At 71.8% G+C, this 18,221-nt stretch carries 16 protein-coding genes; 7 read left to right on the top strand and 9 right to left on the bottom strand.

Annotated features, from left to right (window positions below; all coding sequences use genetic code 11):
* Positions 1-163: 163 nt before the first annotated feature.
* Positions 164-1,402, top strand: coding sequence for a cytochrome P450 (locus OHB04_RS29290; RefSeq protein WP_326690628.1), 1,239 nt, complete (start codon positions 164-166; stop codon positions 1,400-1,402).
* Positions 1,403-1,503: 101 nt separating this feature from the next.
* Here the strand turns inward: OHB04_RS29290 and OHB04_RS29285 are convergent, their stop codons facing one another.
* Positions 1,504-2,352, bottom strand: a complete 849-nt coding sequence (locus OHB04_RS29285; RefSeq protein ID WP_326690627.1) for an AraC family transcriptional regulator — start codon at positions 2,350-2,352, stop codon at positions 1,504-1,506.
* A 79-nt stretch (positions 2,353-2,431) separates the two neighbouring features.
* Here OHB04_RS29285 and OHB04_RS29280 point away from each other — a divergent pair, with 79 nt between their 5' ends.
* A complete protein-coding gene (locus OHB04_RS29280) occupies positions 2,432-2,842 on the top strand; it encodes a DUF2000 domain-containing protein (protein ID WP_326690626.1) in 411 nt (136 codons plus the stop codon).
* On the opposite strand, the gene OHB04_RS29275 is transcribed toward OHB04_RS29280, so the two are convergent.
* Positions 2,763-4,940: a phosphatase PAP2 family protein gene (locus OHB04_RS29275; protein WP_442814975.1), complete on the bottom strand. Its 2,178-nt coding sequence runs from the start codon at positions 4,938-4,940 to the stop codon at positions 2,763-2,765. The genes OHB04_RS29280 and OHB04_RS29275 overlap by 80 nt on opposite strands.
* Positions 4,941-5,139: 199 nt before the next feature.
* On the opposite strand from OHB04_RS29275, the gene OHB04_RS29270 reads away from it, so the two are divergent.
* Positions 5,140-5,271 (top strand): hypothetical protein, encoded by a 132-nt coding sequence (locus OHB04_RS29270; RefSeq protein WP_326808631.1) that lies wholly within the window; start codon positions 5,140-5,142, stop codon positions 5,269-5,271.
* Positions 5,272-5,595: 324 nt separating this feature from the next.
* The gene (locus tag OHB04_RS29265) at positions 5,596-5,922 is read left to right on the top strand and encodes an antibiotic biosynthesis monooxygenase family protein (RefSeq protein WP_326690625.1); all 327 of its coding nucleotides are present in this window, start codon (positions 5,596-5,598) and stop codon (positions 5,920-5,922) included.
* A 125-nt stretch (positions 5,923-6,047) separates the two neighbouring features.
* Here the strand turns inward: OHB04_RS29265 and OHB04_RS29260 are convergent, their stop codons facing one another.
* From OHB04_RS29260 to OHB04_RS29240, 5 genes are all read right to left on the bottom strand, one after another.
* Entirely contained in the window at positions 6,048-6,707 is a 660-nt protein-coding gene (locus OHB04_RS29260) for an HAD-IA family hydrolase (RefSeq protein WP_326690624.1), read from the bottom strand.
* Positions 6,708-6,851: 144 nt separating this feature from the next.
* Positions 6,852-7,997: a peptidoglycan-binding domain-containing protein gene (locus OHB04_RS29255; protein WP_326808630.1), complete on the bottom strand. Its 1,146-nt coding sequence runs from the start codon at positions 7,995-7,997 to the stop codon at positions 6,852-6,854.
* Positions 7,998-8,251: 254 nt separating this feature from the next.
* Positions 8,252-10,279 (bottom strand): MDR family MFS transporter, encoded by a 2,028-nt coding sequence (locus OHB04_RS29250; protein WP_326808629.1) that lies wholly within the window; start codon positions 10,277-10,279, stop codon positions 8,252-8,254.
* A gap of 308 nt (positions 10,280-10,587) precedes the next feature.
* A complete protein-coding gene (locus OHB04_RS29245) occupies positions 10,588-11,172 on the bottom strand; it encodes a TMEM165/GDT1 family protein (RefSeq protein ID WP_326808628.1) in 585 nt (194 codons plus the stop codon).
* 216 nt (positions 11,173-11,388) lie between these two features.
* A complete protein-coding gene (locus OHB04_RS29240; RefSeq protein WP_326690620.1) occupies positions 11,389-12,189 on the bottom strand; it encodes an ABC transporter permease in 801 nt (266 codons plus the stop codon).
* 408 nt (positions 12,190-12,597) lie between these two features.
* Between OHB04_RS29240 and OHB04_RS29235 the strand changes: the two genes are divergently transcribed.
* Together OHB04_RS29235 and OHB04_RS29230 are read left to right on the top strand one after the other, a co-directional pair.
* Positions 12,598-13,281 carry an HNH endonuclease family protein gene (locus OHB04_RS29235; protein WP_326690619.1) on the top strand — a complete coding sequence of 228 codons (684 nt, stop codon included), beginning with the start codon at positions 12,598-12,600 and terminating at the stop codon, positions 13,279-13,281.
* A 107-nt stretch (positions 13,282-13,388) separates the two neighbouring features.
* A complete protein-coding gene (locus OHB04_RS29230) occupies positions 13,389-15,119 on the top strand; it encodes an alkaline phosphatase D family protein (protein ID WP_326690618.1) in 1,731 nt (576 codons plus the stop codon).
* Here the strand turns inward: OHB04_RS29230 and OHB04_RS29225 are convergent.
* Positions 15,082-15,603, bottom strand: coding sequence for a superoxide dismutase family protein (locus OHB04_RS29225; RefSeq protein ID WP_326690617.1), 522 nt, complete (start codon positions 15,601-15,603; stop codon positions 15,082-15,084). The genes OHB04_RS29230 and OHB04_RS29225 overlap by 38 nt on opposite strands.
* Before the next feature lie 312 nt (positions 15,604-15,915).
* Between OHB04_RS29225 and OHB04_RS29220 the strand changes: the two genes are divergently transcribed.
* Positions 15,916-16,860: a DedA family protein gene (locus OHB04_RS29220; RefSeq protein ID WP_326808627.1), complete on the top strand. Its 945-nt coding sequence runs from the start codon at positions 15,916-15,918 to the stop codon at positions 16,858-16,860.
* A gap of 111 nt (positions 16,861-16,971) precedes the next feature.
* Here the strand turns inward: OHB04_RS29220 and OHB04_RS29215 are convergent, their stop codons facing one another.
* Positions 16,972-18,081 (bottom strand): chitinase, encoded by a 1,110-nt coding sequence (locus tag OHB04_RS29215; protein WP_326690615.1) that lies wholly within the window; start codon positions 18,079-18,081, stop codon positions 16,972-16,974.
* Between the last annotated feature and the right edge of the window lie 140 nt (positions 18,082-18,221).

The raw sequence follows: 18,221 nt of genomic DNA, 5'->3' as shown, positions 1-18,221 counted from the left end.
TGAAACAGTCTTATGAGCCCGCGCCCGCCGCGCAAGGGGCGTGCATGAGTCCGGCACACCTTCCGCACGCAAGAACTGCCGCCGTGACCCTTGCCACTTGTAGAACCCGTTACTACCTTCGGGGCAATTCTGATGGGCCGTCAGACATGGAGTGGAGCTGCCGATGTCCTCCTGCCCCGCGCTGCCCGACGGGTTCGACTTCACCGACCCGGATGTCTACGAACAGCGCGTACCCGTACCGGAGTTCGCCCTCCTGCGGGAGACAGCCCCGGTGTGGTGGAACCAGCAGCCGCACGGCGCGGCCGGCTTCGGGGACGAGGGTTACTGGGTGGTGACACGGCACGCCGACGTCAAGGAGGTCTCCGTCCACCCGGAGATCTACTCCTCCAACACCAACACCGCCGTCATCCGGTTCAACGACCGCATGACCCGCGACCAGATAGACGTCCAGAAGCTGATCATGCTGAACATGGACCCGCCCGAGCACACCCGGGTCCGCCAGATCGTGCAGCGCGGCTTCACGCCCCGGGCCATCCGCGCCCTGGAAGACACGCTGCGCCGACGCGCGGCCAAGATCGTCGAGGGCGCCAAGGAACGCGGCAGCGGGGACTTCGTCACCGACATCGCCGTCGAACTCCCCCTCCAGGCCATCGCCGAGCTGATCGGCGTCCCGCAGGAGGACCGCTCCCGCATCTTCGACTGGTCGAACAAGATGGTCGCCTACGACGACCCCGAGTACGCCATCACCGAGGAGATCGGCGCCCAGTCGGCCGCCGAGCTGGTCTCCTACGCGATGACCATGGCCGAGACGCGCAAGGAGTGCCCCGCCAAGGACATCGTCAGCCAGCTCGTCGCGGCGGAGGGCGAGGGCAACCTCAACTCCGACGAGTTCGGCTTCTTCGTGATCCTCCTGGCCGTCGCGGGCAACGAGACCACCCGCAACGCCATCAGCCACGGCATGCACGCCTTCCTCACCCACCCCGGCCAGTGGGAACTCTTCCGGCGCGAGCGGCCCCAGACCACGGCGGAGGAGATCGTCCGCTGGGCCACACCTGTGGTCTCCTTCCAGCGCACCGCCACCCAGGACACCGAGCTGGGCGGACAGAAGATCTCCGCCGGACAGCGCGTCGGGATCTTCTATTCCTCCGCCAACAACGACCCCGAAGTCTTCGAGGACCCGGGCTCCTTCGACATCACCCGCGATCCCAACCCCCACCTGGGCTTCGGCGGCGGAGGACCCCACTTCTGCCTCGGCAAGAACCTCGCCGTCCTGGAGATCAACCTCATCTTCAACGCCATAGCCGACCTCGTGCCCGGCATCACCCTCGAAGGTCCGCCCCCGCGCAGGCTCCGCTCCGCCTGGATCAACGGCATCAAGGAGCTGCGCGTCAACTACTCCTGAAGCATCCGGCCGTTCGGAACGCGGCGGCACCCGGAGCGGGGTTTGAACGGGGGCGGAGCGCAGATGAGGAGAGGTTTCAACGGCGGGACCGGAGTGTGGAGCTATGCGCGTGCGTAGACGCCTGGCGTGATGCCGTAGGAGCGCACGAACCAGCGGTGCAGATGGCTCTGGTCGGCGAAGCCGCACGCCGCGGCGGCCTCCGCCGCCGAGCTGCCGCCCGCCATCATCCGCCGGGCGGCGCGCAGCCGCAGCTGGCGCTGGAAGTCGCTGGGCGGCATGCCCATCTCGGCGCGGAAGGCGCGGTAGAGCGCGAAGCGGCTGCATCCGGCGGCCTCGGCAAGCCGCTCGGCCGGGACGTCCAGCGCCCAGTCGGCCTCGAGCAGTTCGCGGACCCGGCGCACCGAAGCGGATCCCGCGCGCGCCATGGCGGGACGCACCGGAGTGCGGGCCCCGCGCCGCACCATGGCCAGGACCGTTTCCGTCAGCCGCTCGTCGCGTGCCAGCGCTCCCGCCGCCGCGCCCCCCACCAGCGCCGCGTGGAGCCGCAGCAGCGCCTGCCGCAGCACCGGGTCCTCGCGCACCGGATGGGGGAACAGCGGCATCGAAGCGTCGCGGCCTGCCGCGTCGGTGAGGACGGAACGCACCAGTCCGGGGCCCAGATGCACGATGCGGTAGGTGAAGCCGTCGGCCGCCGCGGCCTCCCCGTCGTGCGGGTCGTCCGGATTGAAGGCCATCACCATGCCCTCGCCACTGGTGTGGTCCCCGCCCCGGCAGCGGAAGCGCTGCGCGCCGGTCTCCGTGACCGCGAAGGAGTAGGCGTCATGGCTGTGCCGGTGGAAGACGTGCCCCGTGAAGTGCGCGCGCATGGCCTCCATCGGCCGGTCCGGAGCACGCCAGTAGCGCACCCAGTCCTTGTCGGCCGCCTCGCGCGCGCCCACCATCCCCGTCATACAAGCCAGTCTGCCACCGCGCGGAGCGGCCCGCACAAGCGTTCAAGACCGCTGACCTGGCATGGAGCAGGATCAGCCCATGCGTTCCGATACGAAGATCGCCGTGATCGTCCGCTCCGGCCTGGCGGACTGGCAGAAGCTCAATGTGACCGCGTTCCTGGCCGGCGGGATCGCGACCGCCACCGACGAGGTGATGGGCGAGCCCTACGAGGACGGCTCCGGCAACCGCTACCTGCCCATGTTCCGCGAGCCGGTGCTGTGCTTCGCCGCCGACGCCGAGGAACTCGCCACGGTGCACGGCCGCGCCCTCTCCCGCGGCCTGGCCACCGCCGTCTACACCGACGAGCTGTTCGCCACCGGCAACGACGCGGACAACCGCGCCGCCGTGCGCGCCGTGGAGGCCGGCAAGCTCACTCTCGCCGGGCTGGCGGTCTACGGTCCCCGGAACGCGGTGGACCGGACGACGAAAGGTCTGAAGCTGCACGGCTGACCCCGCCCGCGGGCACCTCCACGGGCTCGTCGGCCTCCACCGGCTCCCCCGTCTTCCCTGGCCCCTCTGGCTTCCCTGCCTCCTCCGGCTTCCCGGGCTTCCCGCCCTCCGGGCCCGCCACGGCGGCGGACGCCGGGGGCCCGGCCTCGGGGGCGGCCTCCTGCGGCTCCCCCTCCCGCGTCCTGGCGAGCAGCCGCTGGCCGAGGAAGCCGGCCGCGACGACCAGGACACCGCCGGCCGCGTCCAGCAGGTAGTGGTTGGCGGTGGCCATCACCACGAACGTCGTCAGCGCCGGATACAGCGCACCCAGCGCTCTGAGCCACCAGTTCTTCGTCATCTTGAAGATGATCAGCGCACACCACAGCGACCAGCCCACATGCAGCGAAGGCATCGCCGCGTACTGGTTGGACAGCTGCGTCAGCGCCCCGAAGTCCGGGTTGGACAGATCCTGCGGGCCGTGCGCCGTGTCGATGTAGCCGAGGCCCGGCATCAGCCGCGGCGGCGCCAGCGGGTAGAGCCAGAAGCCGACCAGGCCCAGCAGCGTGGCGAAGCTCAGCGCCGTGCGCGCCGTGCGGTACTGCGGCGCTTTGCGCACATACAGCCAGGCCAGCAGCGCGATGGGCACCAGGAAGTGGAACGTCGTGTAGTAGAAGTCCGCGAAATCGCGCAGCCATCCGGTGCGCACCGCCAGCTTGTTGAGGCTGTGCTCCATGTCGATGTGAAGGAACGACTCCAGGCGCAGGATCTGATCCCCGTGCCCCTCCGCCAGCGAGCGGGAGTCGGGCGCGTGGCCACGGACGTACGAATACGCCCAGTATCCGACACGGATCAGCAGCAGCTCCAGCATCAGGTTGGGGCGGCTGAGGGGGCCCGAGGGCACCGGGCTGTCCCACACAGGGGAGGTGCGCGTGAGGAAGGGGATGGCGCAGGCCGCCAACAGGGCGGCCAGCAGCACCGCGTTGCCGCCCAGCACTCCGAAGGCCGCGACCTTGGGCACCAGCGCCGAGCCGTCCAGGGTCATCACCATGACCACGAACACCGGCCACATCAGCCGGTCGCCGCTGCGTCTGCCCACCCGGCCCACGACCGCCAGCAGCACCCACAGCTGCTGGTGCTGCCAGGCGGTCGGCGAGACGGCGACGGCGGCGCACCCGGCGATCGCCGCGGCCAGCAGCGGCTGCCCGTCACGGGCGTAGCGCACCGCGCGGCGCACAGCCAGCACCCCGACCGCCACCACCAGCACGAGCAGCAGCGCCACTTCGCCCGGGCCGCGCAGACCGACACGCAACAGGGCGCCGTGCAGCGACTGGTTGGCCGTCGCGTCGGCCGGATCGCCCAGCCCCGCCCCGGCGAGGTGATGTATCCAGTACATCCACGAGTCGCTGGGCATGGCCACCCAGGTGGCCAGCGTGCAGGCCAGGAACGTGCCCGCGCCGGCGAGGGCCGCCGGGCGGCGCCCGGTCAGCCACAGCAGCGGAACGAACAGCAGCGTGGCGGGCTGGAGGGCGCCCGCGACACCGATGAGGACGCCGCCGGCCTGTCTCCTGTCGCCCTTGAGCAGCCAGCCCGCCAGCACGAGCAGCACCGGCAGGATGCTGGTCTGGCCCAGGTGGAAGGTGTTGCGCACCGGCACCGAGATCACCAGCAGGCTCAGCGCGACCGGCACCGCGAAGCGCGCCGTCCGGCTGGAGACGGGCTCGGGCAGGGCACGCGCCGCCACCACCCCGACGGCGGCGACCAGGAGCATCGTGCCGAACGTCCAAGCCACGCCCAGGCCGCGCTCGGCGGAGTGCACGAGCGGCTTGAGCACCAGGCCCGCGAACGGCGTCCCCGTGAAGGGGGTGTCCCCGTCGTAGAGGGAGCCGTGCACGCGCAGGACTCCGTTGTCCCCGATCCAGGCGAACAGATCGACCAGCCGGTCTTCCTGCGGCATGCGCAGCACCACCGCCGCCTGCCGGGCCGCCAGCGCGAGCGCGAGGAGCCACAGGCCTACCAGGGCCATCCCCGAGCGCGAGCCCATATGCGAGCCCATCTGCCGGGCCAGCCGTCGATATTGCCCGCCCCTGTCCGGCCTGTCCGCCGCCGATTCCGCCGCCACGCCCCGCCGTCTCCGTCCTGTCCGCCGATCCCCACCTGATCCGGGTCACCCGACCCGGGAGGTCAGACGCAAGAAACCTACTCGCTACCTGACTGCTCCGGCGCCACGCTTGGGGAGACCCAGACCAGCCTTTTTGTAAGGGGTGTCCGCGTCTTTGGGGAATTAGCACACTCTTCACGGGCTGAGACCGGATGGGCTCGTGAACATTGTGAAGATCAACGCGCTGACTGTGCCCGGCGAACGGCGGAAAATTCTGGAGCAGCGCTTCGTCGCGCGCAAGGGCTTCGCGAGTGCGCGGACGGTTTCGGGCGGTTCGAACTCCCGCCTGTGACAGGTGTGTTGCTGGACCACCGGCCGCCCGCCTGAGACGGCCGGCGTCCGCTCACAGCGCGGGGAGGGGTGCCGCACGACGGCACGCGGCCCGTTCCCCGCTTCGCGGGCGGCACCGCCTCACCGTCGCGCCCCCTCGGCGTCACGCCCGCCTCGCCGTCGCGTCCGGCGCGGAGTTCGAGACCTGTCCAAGGTCACGGTCAGTCCGGCAGTGCAGCATCCGGAGGCGCGCTCATGCGGCCTTGAGCGTCCGGCAACGCCACAACGGCACTTCGGGCCAACCCCGGAGGCCCGCCGAGGATCACCTTTGCGGCAGGATGGCCCCATGAGCGTAGTCAAGATCAACGTCCTGACCGTCCCGGCCGACCAGCGGGAAACCCTCGAAAAGCGCTTCGCCTCGCGCGCCGGTGCCGTGGAGGGCTCCGACGGCTTCGAGTGGTTCGAACTCCTGCGTCCCGTCGACGGCACCGACCGCTACCTCGTGTACACCCGCTGGCGGGACGAGGAGTCGTTCGAGGCGTGGATGAACGGCTCCATGAAGCAGGCCCACCAGACCGGCTCACCGGATGAAGCGAAGGAACGCCCCAAGCCGGCCGCCACCGGCTCGGAGACCTGGTCCTTCGAGGTCGTCCAGCAGGCGCAGCCCAAGTAGCGGCAGGCCCCGCCCGAGCAGCGCACAAGACCTGAGCAGCGCACGAGGCCCGAGCGACTACGGGACCCGAGCGGCGCACGGCCACCCCGCTCCGGGAGGGGCGGGGACGTGCGCGGCGTACGGGCTCAGTCGCGGAAGCTGAGGCGCACCCGGCCGTCCTGGAGCGGCTCGGCCCGGACCGCCTCCAGGTCGGGCACGTGTGCGGTCGGGCCGTGTGCGGCGGCGCGCGGGCCGACGCCGACGACGGACATACCGGCCGCCAGCCCGGCGGCGATGCCCGCTCCTGAGTCCTCGAAGACGGCGCACTCTGCGGGCAGGAAGCCCAGTTCCGCCGCGCCCTTGAGGAAGCCTTCCGGGTCGGGCTTGCTGGCGCTGACGTCCTCGGATGTGATGCGGATCTCCGGCATCCGAAGGCGCGCCGCGTCCATGCGGGCGGTGGACAGGCCCCGGTCGGCCGAGGTCACCAGCGCATGCGGGAGCCGCTCGATCGCCGCGAGGAAGGCGGGGGCGCCGGGGACCGGAACGATGCCTTCGAGGTCGGCGGTCTCCTTGGCCAAGAGCGCGCGGTTGTCAGCAAGGTTCTGCTCCGTGGAACGCTCGGGCAGCACCATGGCCATCGTCAGGTGGCCCTGCCGGCCGTGGGCGACGCGGAGCACCTCGTCCGGATCCAGCCCCTGCTCGGCTGCCCAGTCGCGCCAGATGCGGGCGACCACGGCGTCGGAGTTGACCAGCGTGCCGTCCATGTCGAGCAGCAGCCCTCGGACGGTGATCGACGGAGTGGGCATGCGCGGGCTCCCTGCGGGTCGCGGACGGCGGAACAGATGGGCCCGCCCGCCGGTCAGGGACGCCCCTCCCGTCAGGTGAGGGACACGGGCGGGACCATTTGTTCCTCCATCATACAAACTCCGCCTGATGGGAAACAGTCCGCGTCAGTCCGAGGTCCTGGCCTCCAGATGGCGCCGGGTAACCGGGCCGTAGTCACCGGGAACGTCGTCGAAGAGGCTGTAGCGGGCCTGGTAGCGGAAGACGCCCTCCTGGACCTCTGCCGAGTAGACGCCGTCCTCCTCGGCGCCCCGGTCGTAGAACCCGGCCTGCTTCAGCCGCCGCTGCAGCTCGGCGACCTCGGTCCCCGAGTCGCCGGGACGCAGCGTGCCCTCGGAGGGGTGGCCGGGCCAGCCGGGGTGCGGGGGCCGGGGGCGCTGGTCCTCGGCGGTCTTGTCCGGCCGGGCGGAGGCGGACTTGGGGGGCCGGGAGGGGGCCGCCGGGGCGGTGTGCCCCTCGCCGTCCCGCGCGGCGCGTGGCGTGCCCGAGGCGCTCGGACGGGAGGGCACGGCGGAGGGCCGCTCGCTCTTGCCCGGGCTCTTGCCGCGGGACGGCGAGGACGAGGGCGGCACGTCGTCGGTGGGGACGCCGGTCGGCGTGTGCCGCAGGGCGCGCTCCTCGCCGCCGTGCGCGCCTCCCTCGCCGCCGGTGAGGACCTGAGTGGTCAGCAGCCCGGCGCCCAGGACAGCGGCCACGCCGACGCCCGCCAGCACTCCCGTACTCGGCCGCCGCCGCTCACCGTCGTCCCTCCGGTGCGAGACGGCGGGCGACGACGAGCCGGAGCCTAAGCCGGAGCCCTCGGATGCCGCCGCGTCGACGGACGGACGGGCGCCCCCGGACGTACCAGCGTCCCCGGACGGCTCTCCGGACGGCTCCTCGGGCCGCTCGGAGTGACGCGGGCGCGTGAAGGGGACGCGCCGCTTCGGCCCGGACTTCCTGGAGACAGGGGGCAGTTCGGCCGTCTCGTCCGTGCCCTGCCGCGCGAACGGCGACAGGTCGGGCAGTGGCACATGCGCTCCCGCCGGAGCCCCACCGGATGCCCCGGAACCATCAGTCCCACCGGATGCCCCGTCGCCGGGCGAGGCGGCCATCTGCCCCGGTCCCGGCTCGCTCCCGTCGCCTTCTCCCACCTCGGTCAGGCGTACGTAGGGGCGTATGTGCAGCGGGTCCTCGGGCTCGTGGCCGTGTTCCGCGCCGTGCGCGCACGTGCGCGCGCTCTCCCCACACTCGGGACAGCGTTCGTCCGCCGTCATCCCGGTCCCCTCCCCTGGGCACCTCGCCCACCATCCGGCTCACGACAGCCGTGCCCGAATCGCCAGCAACTGTCCAGTGCTGGACCATACGCGGTCGAGGTCGGTCATGGTCAAGCTCGCCTGAAAAGCCGCCAACGGAGGCGTTCTCGGGGGAGGCTGGTGCCGCGGCCGGGCAAAGCCTGCCGGAAGGGGCACTGGGGAGTGTCGTCGAAGTCCCGTCCGCCCGGCGGGCGGACGGGACTTCGACGACACACCTAGGCCGCGCGGGGCGGCTCGGCGCGGCCTGTCTCCTCGTTCAACTGCCGCACCAGTTCGGTCAGATCCGTGGGGCGGTCCGCCGTCCACCAGTCGCCCAGCAGGTCGGTCAGCAGTTCCTGGCGGGCATCCGAGAGGGCGCGCGCCGCCTGTTCGCCGCGCGGGGTGGCCATCAGGCTCAGCCCTTCCCGGGTCGCGAGCCCCTGCTCCTCCAACTGCCGTGCGCCCTCGGCGATCACGCGCCGGGGAATCACCCCCGAGTCCGCGAGCCGCGCGGGCTCGACGGGGCCGTCGTTGTGCACGCGCAGCATCATCCAGGTGGCGGCGGGCGTCAGGTCCAGGCCGGCCGTATCCGCGATCCGCGCGTACAGATCGTGCCGCCCCTCGTGGGTGCTGAGCCGGGAGAGCGCGCGGGCGACCTCGTCCGCCGAGGAGCGTTCGACTGGGCAGGGACCGAGCGTCTCGCTCTCGTCGGGCACCTGCACGCTGCGCCGCAGCTTCTGCTCGCGCAGCAGCCACGTCAGAACGAACGCCACGAATGCGAGCGGGGAGGCGTACAGGAAGACATCGGTGATCGAGGAGGAGTACGCCTCCAGGACACCGCGCCGCTCGGCGGAGGGCAGCCGGTTCACCAAGTGCGGATCGCGCTTGAGGGAGCCGGCGGACAGCCCGCCGGGCAGCCGCTGCCCGCGCAGCGCGTCCGCGAGCTTGCCGCCCAGGCGCGAGGCGAAGACCGCGCCGAAGACGGCGACGCCGACCGAGGCGCCGATGGAGCGGAAGAAGGTGACGCCCGAGGTGGCGACGCCGAGGTCGCGGTAGTGCACGGCGTTCTGCGCGACCAGCACCAGCACCTGGAGCACCAGGCCCAGGCCCAGGCCGAACACCGCGAAGTACGCGCCCATCTCCCACTGCGAGCTGTCCGGGGCCATACGGTGCAGCAGAAGCAGGCCGAGCGTGGTGAGAGCCGTGCCCAGCACGGGAAAGATCTTCCAGTGCCCTGTGTGGGTGATGAGATGGCCCGAGAGGGTCGCGGAGAACACCACCCCCAGCACCATCGGCAGCATGTGTACACCCGACATCGTCGGCGAGACCCCGTGCACGACCTGGAGGAACGTCGGCAGATAGGTCATGCCGCCGAACATCGCGAAGCCGATGACGAAGCTGATGGCCGCGCACAGCGTGAAGTTGCGGACGGTGAACAGGCTCGGCGGAAGGACCGGTTCCGACGCCTTGCGCTCCACAACCACGAAGCACACCAGCAGGACGACGGCCAGCGCGCCCAGCCCGTAGACCTCGACAGACCGCCAGGCCCACGTGGTGCCGCCGAGCGAGGTGACCAGTACCACGCAGGTGGCGACAGAAGCGATCAGAAACGTGCCGAGGTAGTCAATCTTGTGCCGGTGCGCGTGCACGGGAATGTGCAGGGCCAGAGCGATCACGACCAGGGCGATGGCGCCGATGGGCAGGTTGATGTAGAACACCCAGCGCCAGCTGAGCTGCTCGGTGAAGAAGCCGCCCAGCAGCGGGCCGAGCACGCTGGTCGTCCCGAAGACGGCGCCGAACAGCCCCTGGTAGCGGCCCCTCTCCCGGGGCGGTACGAGGTCGCCGACGATCGCCATGGACAGCGTGATCAGCCCGCCGCCACCCAGACCCTGAAGCGCGCGGAAGCCGATGAGCTGCGTCATGTCCTGTGCCATGCCGCACAGCGCCGAGCCCACCAGGAAGATCACGATCGCCGCCTGGAACAGCCGCTTGCGCCCGTACTGGTCGCCGAGCTTGCCCCACAGCGGCGTCGCCGCCGTCACCGCCAGGAGGTAGGCGGTGACCACCCAGGACAGGTGATCCATCCCGCCGAGGTCGCTGACGATCGTCGGCAGCGCGGTCGCCACGATCGTCTGGTCGAGCGCGGCGAGCAGCAGTCCGAGCAGCAGAGCACCGATCGGCAGAAGAACCCCCGAACGCGTGCCCGGCGCCCCGTGCGTATCCGGCGCCCCATACGTGTCCGGCACCCCGTACTGCCCGCTCATACCCCCCACGGTCGCGCCTCCCGGCGCCCGGCGCCCGCCGAGCGCCCCCATTAGGGCCCGGCGCCTTCCCGCCGCGACGGCGGCCCTTGCCCGGCCGCGACGACGGACACCCCGATGACGCGGGACCGGCGGTGCCCCCACGGCCTCACGCAGCTCGGCACCGCCGAACACGCACGTCCCGGCTGAGCACCGCTGCGGCGGGGAAGGGGGTGGCTCGCCAAAGGGCGTAGCCCCACCTGGAAAAGGGAGCAGCCCCACCGGGAATGTGGGAGGTCCCGACACGACGGAAAGGGCTCCCGGGCGGGGGGTTACGGGACGACGGCCTCAAAGAGGCTGAAGGCGGCGAGGGCCAGCATCAAGAGCGCGGCAACGCGGGTTATGAGGCGGAGCGGAATGTATTTCATGAGCGTACGGCCGCCCACGATGCCGAGTCCGGCCACCGCCCACAGCGCGAGGACCGCGCCGACCCCCACCGAGAGAGGGTCGTCATAGCGGGCCGCGAGGTTCGCGGTCATGATCTGCGTCAGATCGCCGAACTCCGCGACGAGGATCAGCATGAACCCGCTGCCGGCGACCTTCCAGAACGACTGGTCGGCGGGCCTGCGCGCCTCGCCCTCGTCCTCGTCGTCCTTCTTGAACAGCAGCAGACCCGCGCCCACCAGGAAGAGCACGCCCACGATGCCCTGCACCAGCCGGTGCGGCAGCAGCGTGAGGACGCTGCCCGCCGCGACGGCGAGCGCGACGTGTACGAGGAAGGCGGCGGCGACGCCCGCGAAGACGTAGGACGCCCGGTAGCGGGTGCCGAGCATCAGCCCGGCCAGGGCCGTCTTGTCCGGCAGTTCGGCGAGGAAGACGACGCCGAAGACCACGCCGATGACGGTGAGGCTGATCACGGGGGGATCCCTCCGGTAAGGGCTGCCGCGCCGACGCTGAGCACTCTCCGGCACGGCAGCGTCGTAGGTGCCCGCACACGCGTGCGGGCAAGGACACTGCGGCCGAAGGTCTCGCTGGCGCGGTACACGGCGGGCGGCTCAACCGCCCGCGCGGCACCTCGCTCCGGGCGCCGGGCCCACCGAGGTGGGCCAGTATGTCGACGGTCCGGCGAAGAGCTACTCCCCTTCTGACGCGTCCGACTGTACGCGATGCAGCCGACCCAGCGCGATCAGCTCCAGCACGGCCCCCACCGCCACCACCTGCACCAACAGCAGCGCCACCAGCACGAACAGCTGTACAGCCCCGGCCATCAGAGGCGAGGCACCGCCCAGGAGCATGCCGACGAAGGCGCCGGGCAGCGTGACGAGCCCCACCGTTCTGGTCTGGTCGAGGCCGGGCACCAGCGCCCCGGCCGCCGAGGGCCGGGCGATCTCCAGGCGGGCGTCCCGCTCCAGGAGCCCGAGCGCGAGGGCTGCCTCGACCTCGCCGTACCGCGTCGTCAGCTCCTCCAGCGCACGCCGCCCCGCGAGCACAGTCGCGGTGAGCGCTCCTCCGGTGAGGATCCCGGCGATGGGGATGAGGGCGATGCCCCGCAGCGGAACGAGCCCGGTCAGCAGCAGGACGGCCAGGACCGGCAGCACACCCGCGCACACAGGCACCGCGGCCCACCACCAGGTGCGGTTGGCGGTGAGGCGCCGTCCCGCGGTCCGTACGGCGACGCCGAGCATCACCAGGATGAAACCGATCAGAGAGGGCACGGCGCCGACGGCCCAGCCGATGACCAGGGAGACGACGCCGAGCTGCACCGTGGCCCGCAACCCGGCGGCGAGGATGGCGCGCGCGTAGGGGCGGCCGTTGTCCTGGGTGAGGCGGGCGTACGAGGCGAGCGCGGCGGCGGCGAGCAGCAGGGCGGCCAGGACGGCCCCGAGGGTGGGCGTGACGGGCAGCAGGGCTGCGGCGGCGAGCGGCACCGGCACACCTTACGGCCGCCCCGTGAACCTCACAGCGACGTGTGAACCGCACGCCGGAAATCCCGCGCGCCGACCATCCGGTGCTGGCAACCCCGCGCCGACCATCCGGTGCCCGGCAATTCCGTGCCGACCATCCGGTGCCGGCAATCCGGCACCAGCCGCCACGTACCACCGGCCCGCCCCCGAAGGGCGGTCCCGCGCCCGGAAGCGGTCAGAAACCCGACATGTGAGGGAACACCAGGGATCGCGTATCGGAACATCGTGGGCATCCGGCACTCAACTCCCATCGTCTGAGGGCCGGATGGGTGTATCGCGTGTGGGGGAACACCGGATCATGGGCAAGCTCTTGAAGTGACGTGCTCACGACCGTCACGCTGTTAGCGCTCAACATCCCCCCACCACTTGGGAGTTCGAATGCCGCACGGGCACCGGATAACCCCCCGCCGCCGCTACGCGCGTCGACGCTGGACAGCGCCGCTCATCGCGCTCGCCGCCACTCTTTCGGGTCTGCTGATCGCCCTCACCCTGGGCACCGCCACGGCGCAGGCCGAGCCCCCCGCGCCGCCCAGCGCCCAGGAGGCCACCACCATGCTCGGTGACATCACCGAGAAGGCCGAGGGCTCGCTCGACGGGTACTCCCGCGAGAAATTCCCGCACTGGATCGACCAGGGCAGCGGCTGCAACACCCGTGAGGCCGTGCTCAAGCGGGACGGCGAAGGCGTCGAGACCGGCAGCGACTGCTACCCCACCAAGGGCACCTGGAAGAGCCCCTACGACGACGGGTCCTGGACCGAGCCCGGCGACGTGGACATCGACCACATGGTCCCGCTCGCCGAGGCGTGGCGCTCCGGTGCCTCCGGCTGGACCCAGGACCAGCGCCAGAAGCTGGCCAACGACCTGGACATCGCCCAGCTCCTCGCGGTGACCGACAACGTGAACCAGGCCAAGGGCGACAAGGACCCCGCCAAGTGGCTGCCCCCCAAGGACAGCTACCACTGCGAATACGTCCGCATGTGGATCTGGGTCAAGCACGAGTACAAGCTGACCGCCGACGCCCCGGAGAAGGAGGCGCTGAAGAAGACGCTGACCACCTGCTGATCGCCGGACCGGACCTGTCCGGAAACTGGTAGAAACGCTCCCTCGTTCCGTACGGTGCGGGTGCAGGATCCGCACCGTACGGCGTGACGAGGACGAGGGAGAACCGCATGACCGGCCTCCGACTGGGCCCGCTCCTGCGCTACGTCGACCAGGACACCGCCACCGTCTGGGTGGAGGCGGCGGCCCCCTGCGAGGCCGAGGTCCACTGCGAGGGGACCACGGCCGGGGGCTCGGCCCGCACCTGGCAGGTCGCAGGGCACCACTACGCGCTGATCACGGTGGTCGGCCTGGAGCCGGGCACCGAGACGCCGTACAGCGTCACGCTCGACGGCGAGCAGGTGTGGCCGCTGCCCGGCTCCCCCCACCCGCGCAGCGCGATCCGTACGCTGCCCCCGCCCGAGGAGCCGCCGAGCCGGACGCAGCCCTTCCGGATGGCCTTCGGCTCCTGCCGCTGGGCATCCCGCCCCGCCGACGCGCGCCACGACCCGGTGGGCCCCGACGCGCTGGACGCGCTCGCCCAGCAGGCCATCGCGGGCGGCGAGCGGCCGGATGTCCTGCTCCTGCTGGGCGACCAGGTCTACGCGGACGCCACCTCCGAGCGGGTCCGGGAGAAGCTCGGCCGCCGCCGCGACCTGTCGAAGCCCCCGTGGGACCAGGTGGCGGACTTCGAGGAGTACACCGAGCTGTACTACGAGTCCTGGCTGGATCCCGAGGTCCGCTGGCTGCTGTCCACCGTCCCCAGCTGCATGATCTTCGACGATCACGACGTGATCGACGACTGGAACACCAGCGAGGCATGGCAGCGCGAGGTGCGCGGCACCTCGTGGTGGCGCGAGCGGGTGCTGGGCGGGCTCACCTCGTACTGGGTCCACCAGCACCTGGGCAACCTCTCCCCCGCCGAGCTGGCCGAGGACCCCCTGTACGCCACGGTGCGCGCCGCAGGGCAGGACGGCGGGGACGGCGCCGGGCCGCTGCGGGAGTTCGCCGAGCGCGCCGACCACGACCCCACGGCGGCCCGCTGGAGCTATCGCAGGGACTTCGGCCGGGTCCGGCTGATGATGGTCGACACCCGCGCCGGACGGGTGCTGCCCGAAGGCAAGCGCCGGATGGTCGACGACGAGGAGATGGACTGGCTGCACGAGCAGGCGCTCGACGGAGGTTCCGGCGCCGTCGACCACCTGGTCATCGGCTCCTCGCTGCCGTGGCTGCTGCCTCCGGCCGTGCACGGGGTGGAGGTGTGGAACAGCGCGCTGTGCGCCGGTGCCCGCGGCGAGCGCTGGATACGGTTCAGCGAGAAGCTGCGCCAGCGGGCCGACCTGGAGCACTGGCCGGCCTTCCCCCACTCGTTCCGGGCACTCACCGAGCTGATCGAGCGGGTGGCCAGCGACCAGGAGGCGCCGGCGTCGGTCAGCGTCCTGTCGGGGGACGTGCATCACGCCTACGTGACCGAGCCCGAGTTCGACAACCTCAAGGTTGCCGGGGGCGGCCCCAGGTCGCGTGTCGTCCAGCTCACCTGCTCGCCGATGCACAACAGCATCCCGGCGATCATGCGCTCCGGCTTCCGCTTCGGCTGGAGCCGCCCCGGCCGGTGGCTCGGGCGGGCGCTGGCCCGGCACGGCCGTGCGGAGGAGCCGCCGCTCACCTGGCGCCGCACCGGGGGCCCATGGTTCGGCAACCAGATCATGACGCTGACCCTGCACGGCCGCGCCGCCGACTACACGCTCGACCAGGCACGCCCCGCGACATCGGCGCCCGACGGGACGCCCCGCTCCAGCCTGGAGCGGGTGCTCAGCAGCCGGCTCAGCGCACCCGGACCTCAGCACTCAGCGGCACCGTGAGGCAGGCGAGACGGGCCCCGGCCTGGCCCGCGTGGCCCGGCTCGGTGTGGGTGGCCGTCTCGTGCAGCACGATCGACCTGGCCTCGCCCGCACGGAAGTTCCAGCGGTGGCGGGAGGTTGCGGTGCCAATGCCCTTGGCGTTGGTCGTGAAGTCGAGCCACACCTCGTTGCGCGGGTTGGCGTAGCGCGGATCGGTCGAGGGCTGTACCGGGTCCTTGACGTGCTGGTAGTGCGGCCCCGAGTCGTCGGGGCGTGCGCCGCACGGCTTGGTGTGCACGTGCGCGCCGTACGTGCGGTGCGCGGGCAGGCCCCGTACGACGATGCCCACTGAGGTCGCGTGCCGGGTCGCCCGCCGGACGGCGCGGATGTCAGCGCCGGCGGGTACCTTGCGCAAGTTGTAGGTGACCGCGCCCGGGCGGATGAAGGCGGTGGGCGGTGAGAACTGGTCGGAGCGCACCAGTACGGAAACGAACTGATCGTCCACACGGCGTGCGTCACTCGCCGTACTCGGTCCACTCCCCGCGAGCACCGCTGTCACCATCGTCACAGCGATCACTCCCACCACGCCTGCCCTGCGATGTGCTGCCCTCATCGTGCTGGCCTCCAGTGATTCAAGTTCCGCCTATGGTCCGATTCAGTGCATCTGTAACCCGGAGTGCGGTGCGAGCGTCGCCACGTGGACCCAGCGCCCCTGAGCGGGGGACCCGGGCGTACGCTGTACGGCGGTAAACCTCCAGTGCAACGAGAGTCGGGCAGGGGAGAAACGGGGAGCGCAGTGCTGGAAATCCTGGGGACGATGACCGGATCCCCGTGGATCTACGCCGTCATCGCGGCATCCGTACTGCTGGACGTCTTCGTGCCCCTCCTGCCGAGCGGAGTGCTGGTGATCGCCGCGGCCACGGCCGCAGCCGGAACCACCGCCGCCGACGCGGCCGACCTTCCCAGCGCCGCCACGCGCCACGCGGCCGACAGCGGCCACCTCGCGGAGGTCGCACTGCTGGTGCTGTGCGCGGCCGTCGCCTCCGTCCTGGGTGACCTGGTCGCCTGGCGCCTGGCCTGGCGCGGCGGCGCCCGCTTCGACCGCGCCATCGCCCGCTCCCGGCGGCTGGCCAGCGCGCAGGAACAGCTCGGGAAGGCCCTCACCCGTGGGGGTGGCGCCCTCGTCGTCCTCGCGCGCTTCGCCCCTGCGGGCCGCTCGGTCGTCAGCCTGACGGCGGGCGCCGCGCACCGCAGCGCCCGCGACTTCGTGCCCTGGTCGGCCCTGGCGGGCCTGGCCTGGGCCGCGTACAGCGTGGGCCTCGGCTACCTCGGCGGCCAATGGCTGGGCGCCAGTTGGCTGGGCACCGTCGTATCGGTCTTCGCGCTCTTCGCGGCGGGGGGCTTCGCGGCCTTCCTGATACGGCGAGAGCCGGAGCAGGAGCTGACGGACGAGCAGGCCGCCGCCACGGAAGAGCCGACGCCCCCGGAGACGGCGGCCCCCTCTCCCACAGCGCCGTCTCCCACGGCCCCGTCACTCACAGCTCCGACGCTCGAAGCTCTGTCTCCCGCAGCCCCAGCTCTCGCGGCCCGGTCTCTCCCGCCTCTTTCTCCCCTCCAGTCGCTGGCGGGCCCGGCCGTCACTCCCGTCGGCCTCAGCTTCCCGCTGCTGCCGTCCATGCGCGCCGCGGTCGGCGAGGGCGGCCTGCTGCCGGCGCCTGTCGCGCCCGCGGCGGCGGCCCCGACGGAGACACCCTCGGCGTAAGCGCGCCCCCAGAACTGGCGACGGGTCAGGCGTTCGGCCCCAGTCGGCGTCAGCCCCCAGCCCTCAGCCTGCGTCAGCCCACAGCCCACAGCCCGCCTCAACGCCCGGCTGTCAACGCCCTGCCGTCAGCGCCCTGCTGAACTCCCACGGCTTCTGTGTGACCCCGGAACAGCGGTCCCCCGCCGGATACGGGCGCTGCCCACAAGGGCGGTCACGGTTTACCGACCAGAAGGCGAGACGGGCCAGCCGGTGGCCGCGGGCGTAGCGGGCGATGGTGCGGAAGTGGGCCGGGGTGATGACCTCGCCGCGCCCGGTGACACCGTTCATGGTGGAAATACCGCTGTGCGCGTACGCCTCGGTCGCGCTGTAGCCATATGCCTCCTGGAGGCTCGCTCTGAGGCCCTCGGCGGCGCGTACGGTGGAGCGGCCCATGTCCTCGGTGCCGGGACTGCCGGAGCCCTTTTCGAAGGCGAACGGCATCACCGTCCAGGCATCCGGTGCGAGTCCCGCCCGCGCGGCGTGGTCGATCAGCGCGGTGTCCGGCCCGCCGCGCATGCTCGACAGCGTGACGTAGACCGTCAGCCCGGGGTTCGCGGCCTTGACCCGCTTCAGTGCCGCTACGGTCTTCTGCCGGGCCGCCGCGCTGTCGTAGGCGCCCAGTTCGATGTCGACATCGATCGCACGCAGACCGTAGGCGCTGATCACCTTCTGGTAGGCGCCGGCGAGCGCCCGCTCGGTGGGGCAGTCCTGCTCCAGCTTGCGGCCCAACCCGCCGCCGAAGGAGACCACCACCGAGCCGCCCGCCGTACGGACGGCCCGCACGGCCCGCTCGTCCTGGCCGCCCTTCAGCGGACGCCTGCCGTCCCAGCGGGGCTCACAACCGCCCGCGCTCAGAACGAAGGCGAAGCTGAAACCATCCGATCGGGTCGAGCGCAACAGCGAACCGGGCTCGGGCGGATCGCCCCAGCCCATGGACAGATACGGCGCGACGGACGGCACGCCACGGGGCGCGACGACCCCCAGCGCCTGCGAGTCAGCGGCTCTCCGCGGGGCAACGGCTCCTTGCGGGGCGGCGACCCCCTGCGAGTCAGCGACCCCCTGCGGGGCGGCGACTCCCTGCGGGACGGCGACCAGTGCCGTCAGTGCCAGGAGGGGCAGCCCCACCGCGCGTGCTGTGCGCGCCAGACGGGGCTCTCGGACGTTCGTTCGCGAACGGGTCATGCCACCCATGTCTGTCCGGCCGCACCCTCAACGCCCCATCGGCATCCGACCGTTCACGCCATCTGATGAGCGGGTGCGCCCGATCGCACGACAAGGCCGGGACGGCTCTGAGGCCCGTCCCGGCCGAGGCGTCCGCACCG

The organism is Streptomyces sp. NBC_01775 (assembly GCF_035917675.1).
In the GTDB taxonomy this organism is placed as follows: domain Bacteria; phylum Actinomycetota; class Actinomycetes; order Streptomycetales; family Streptomycetaceae; genus Streptomyces.
This window is presented reverse-complemented; position numbering and strand designations above follow the sequence as displayed.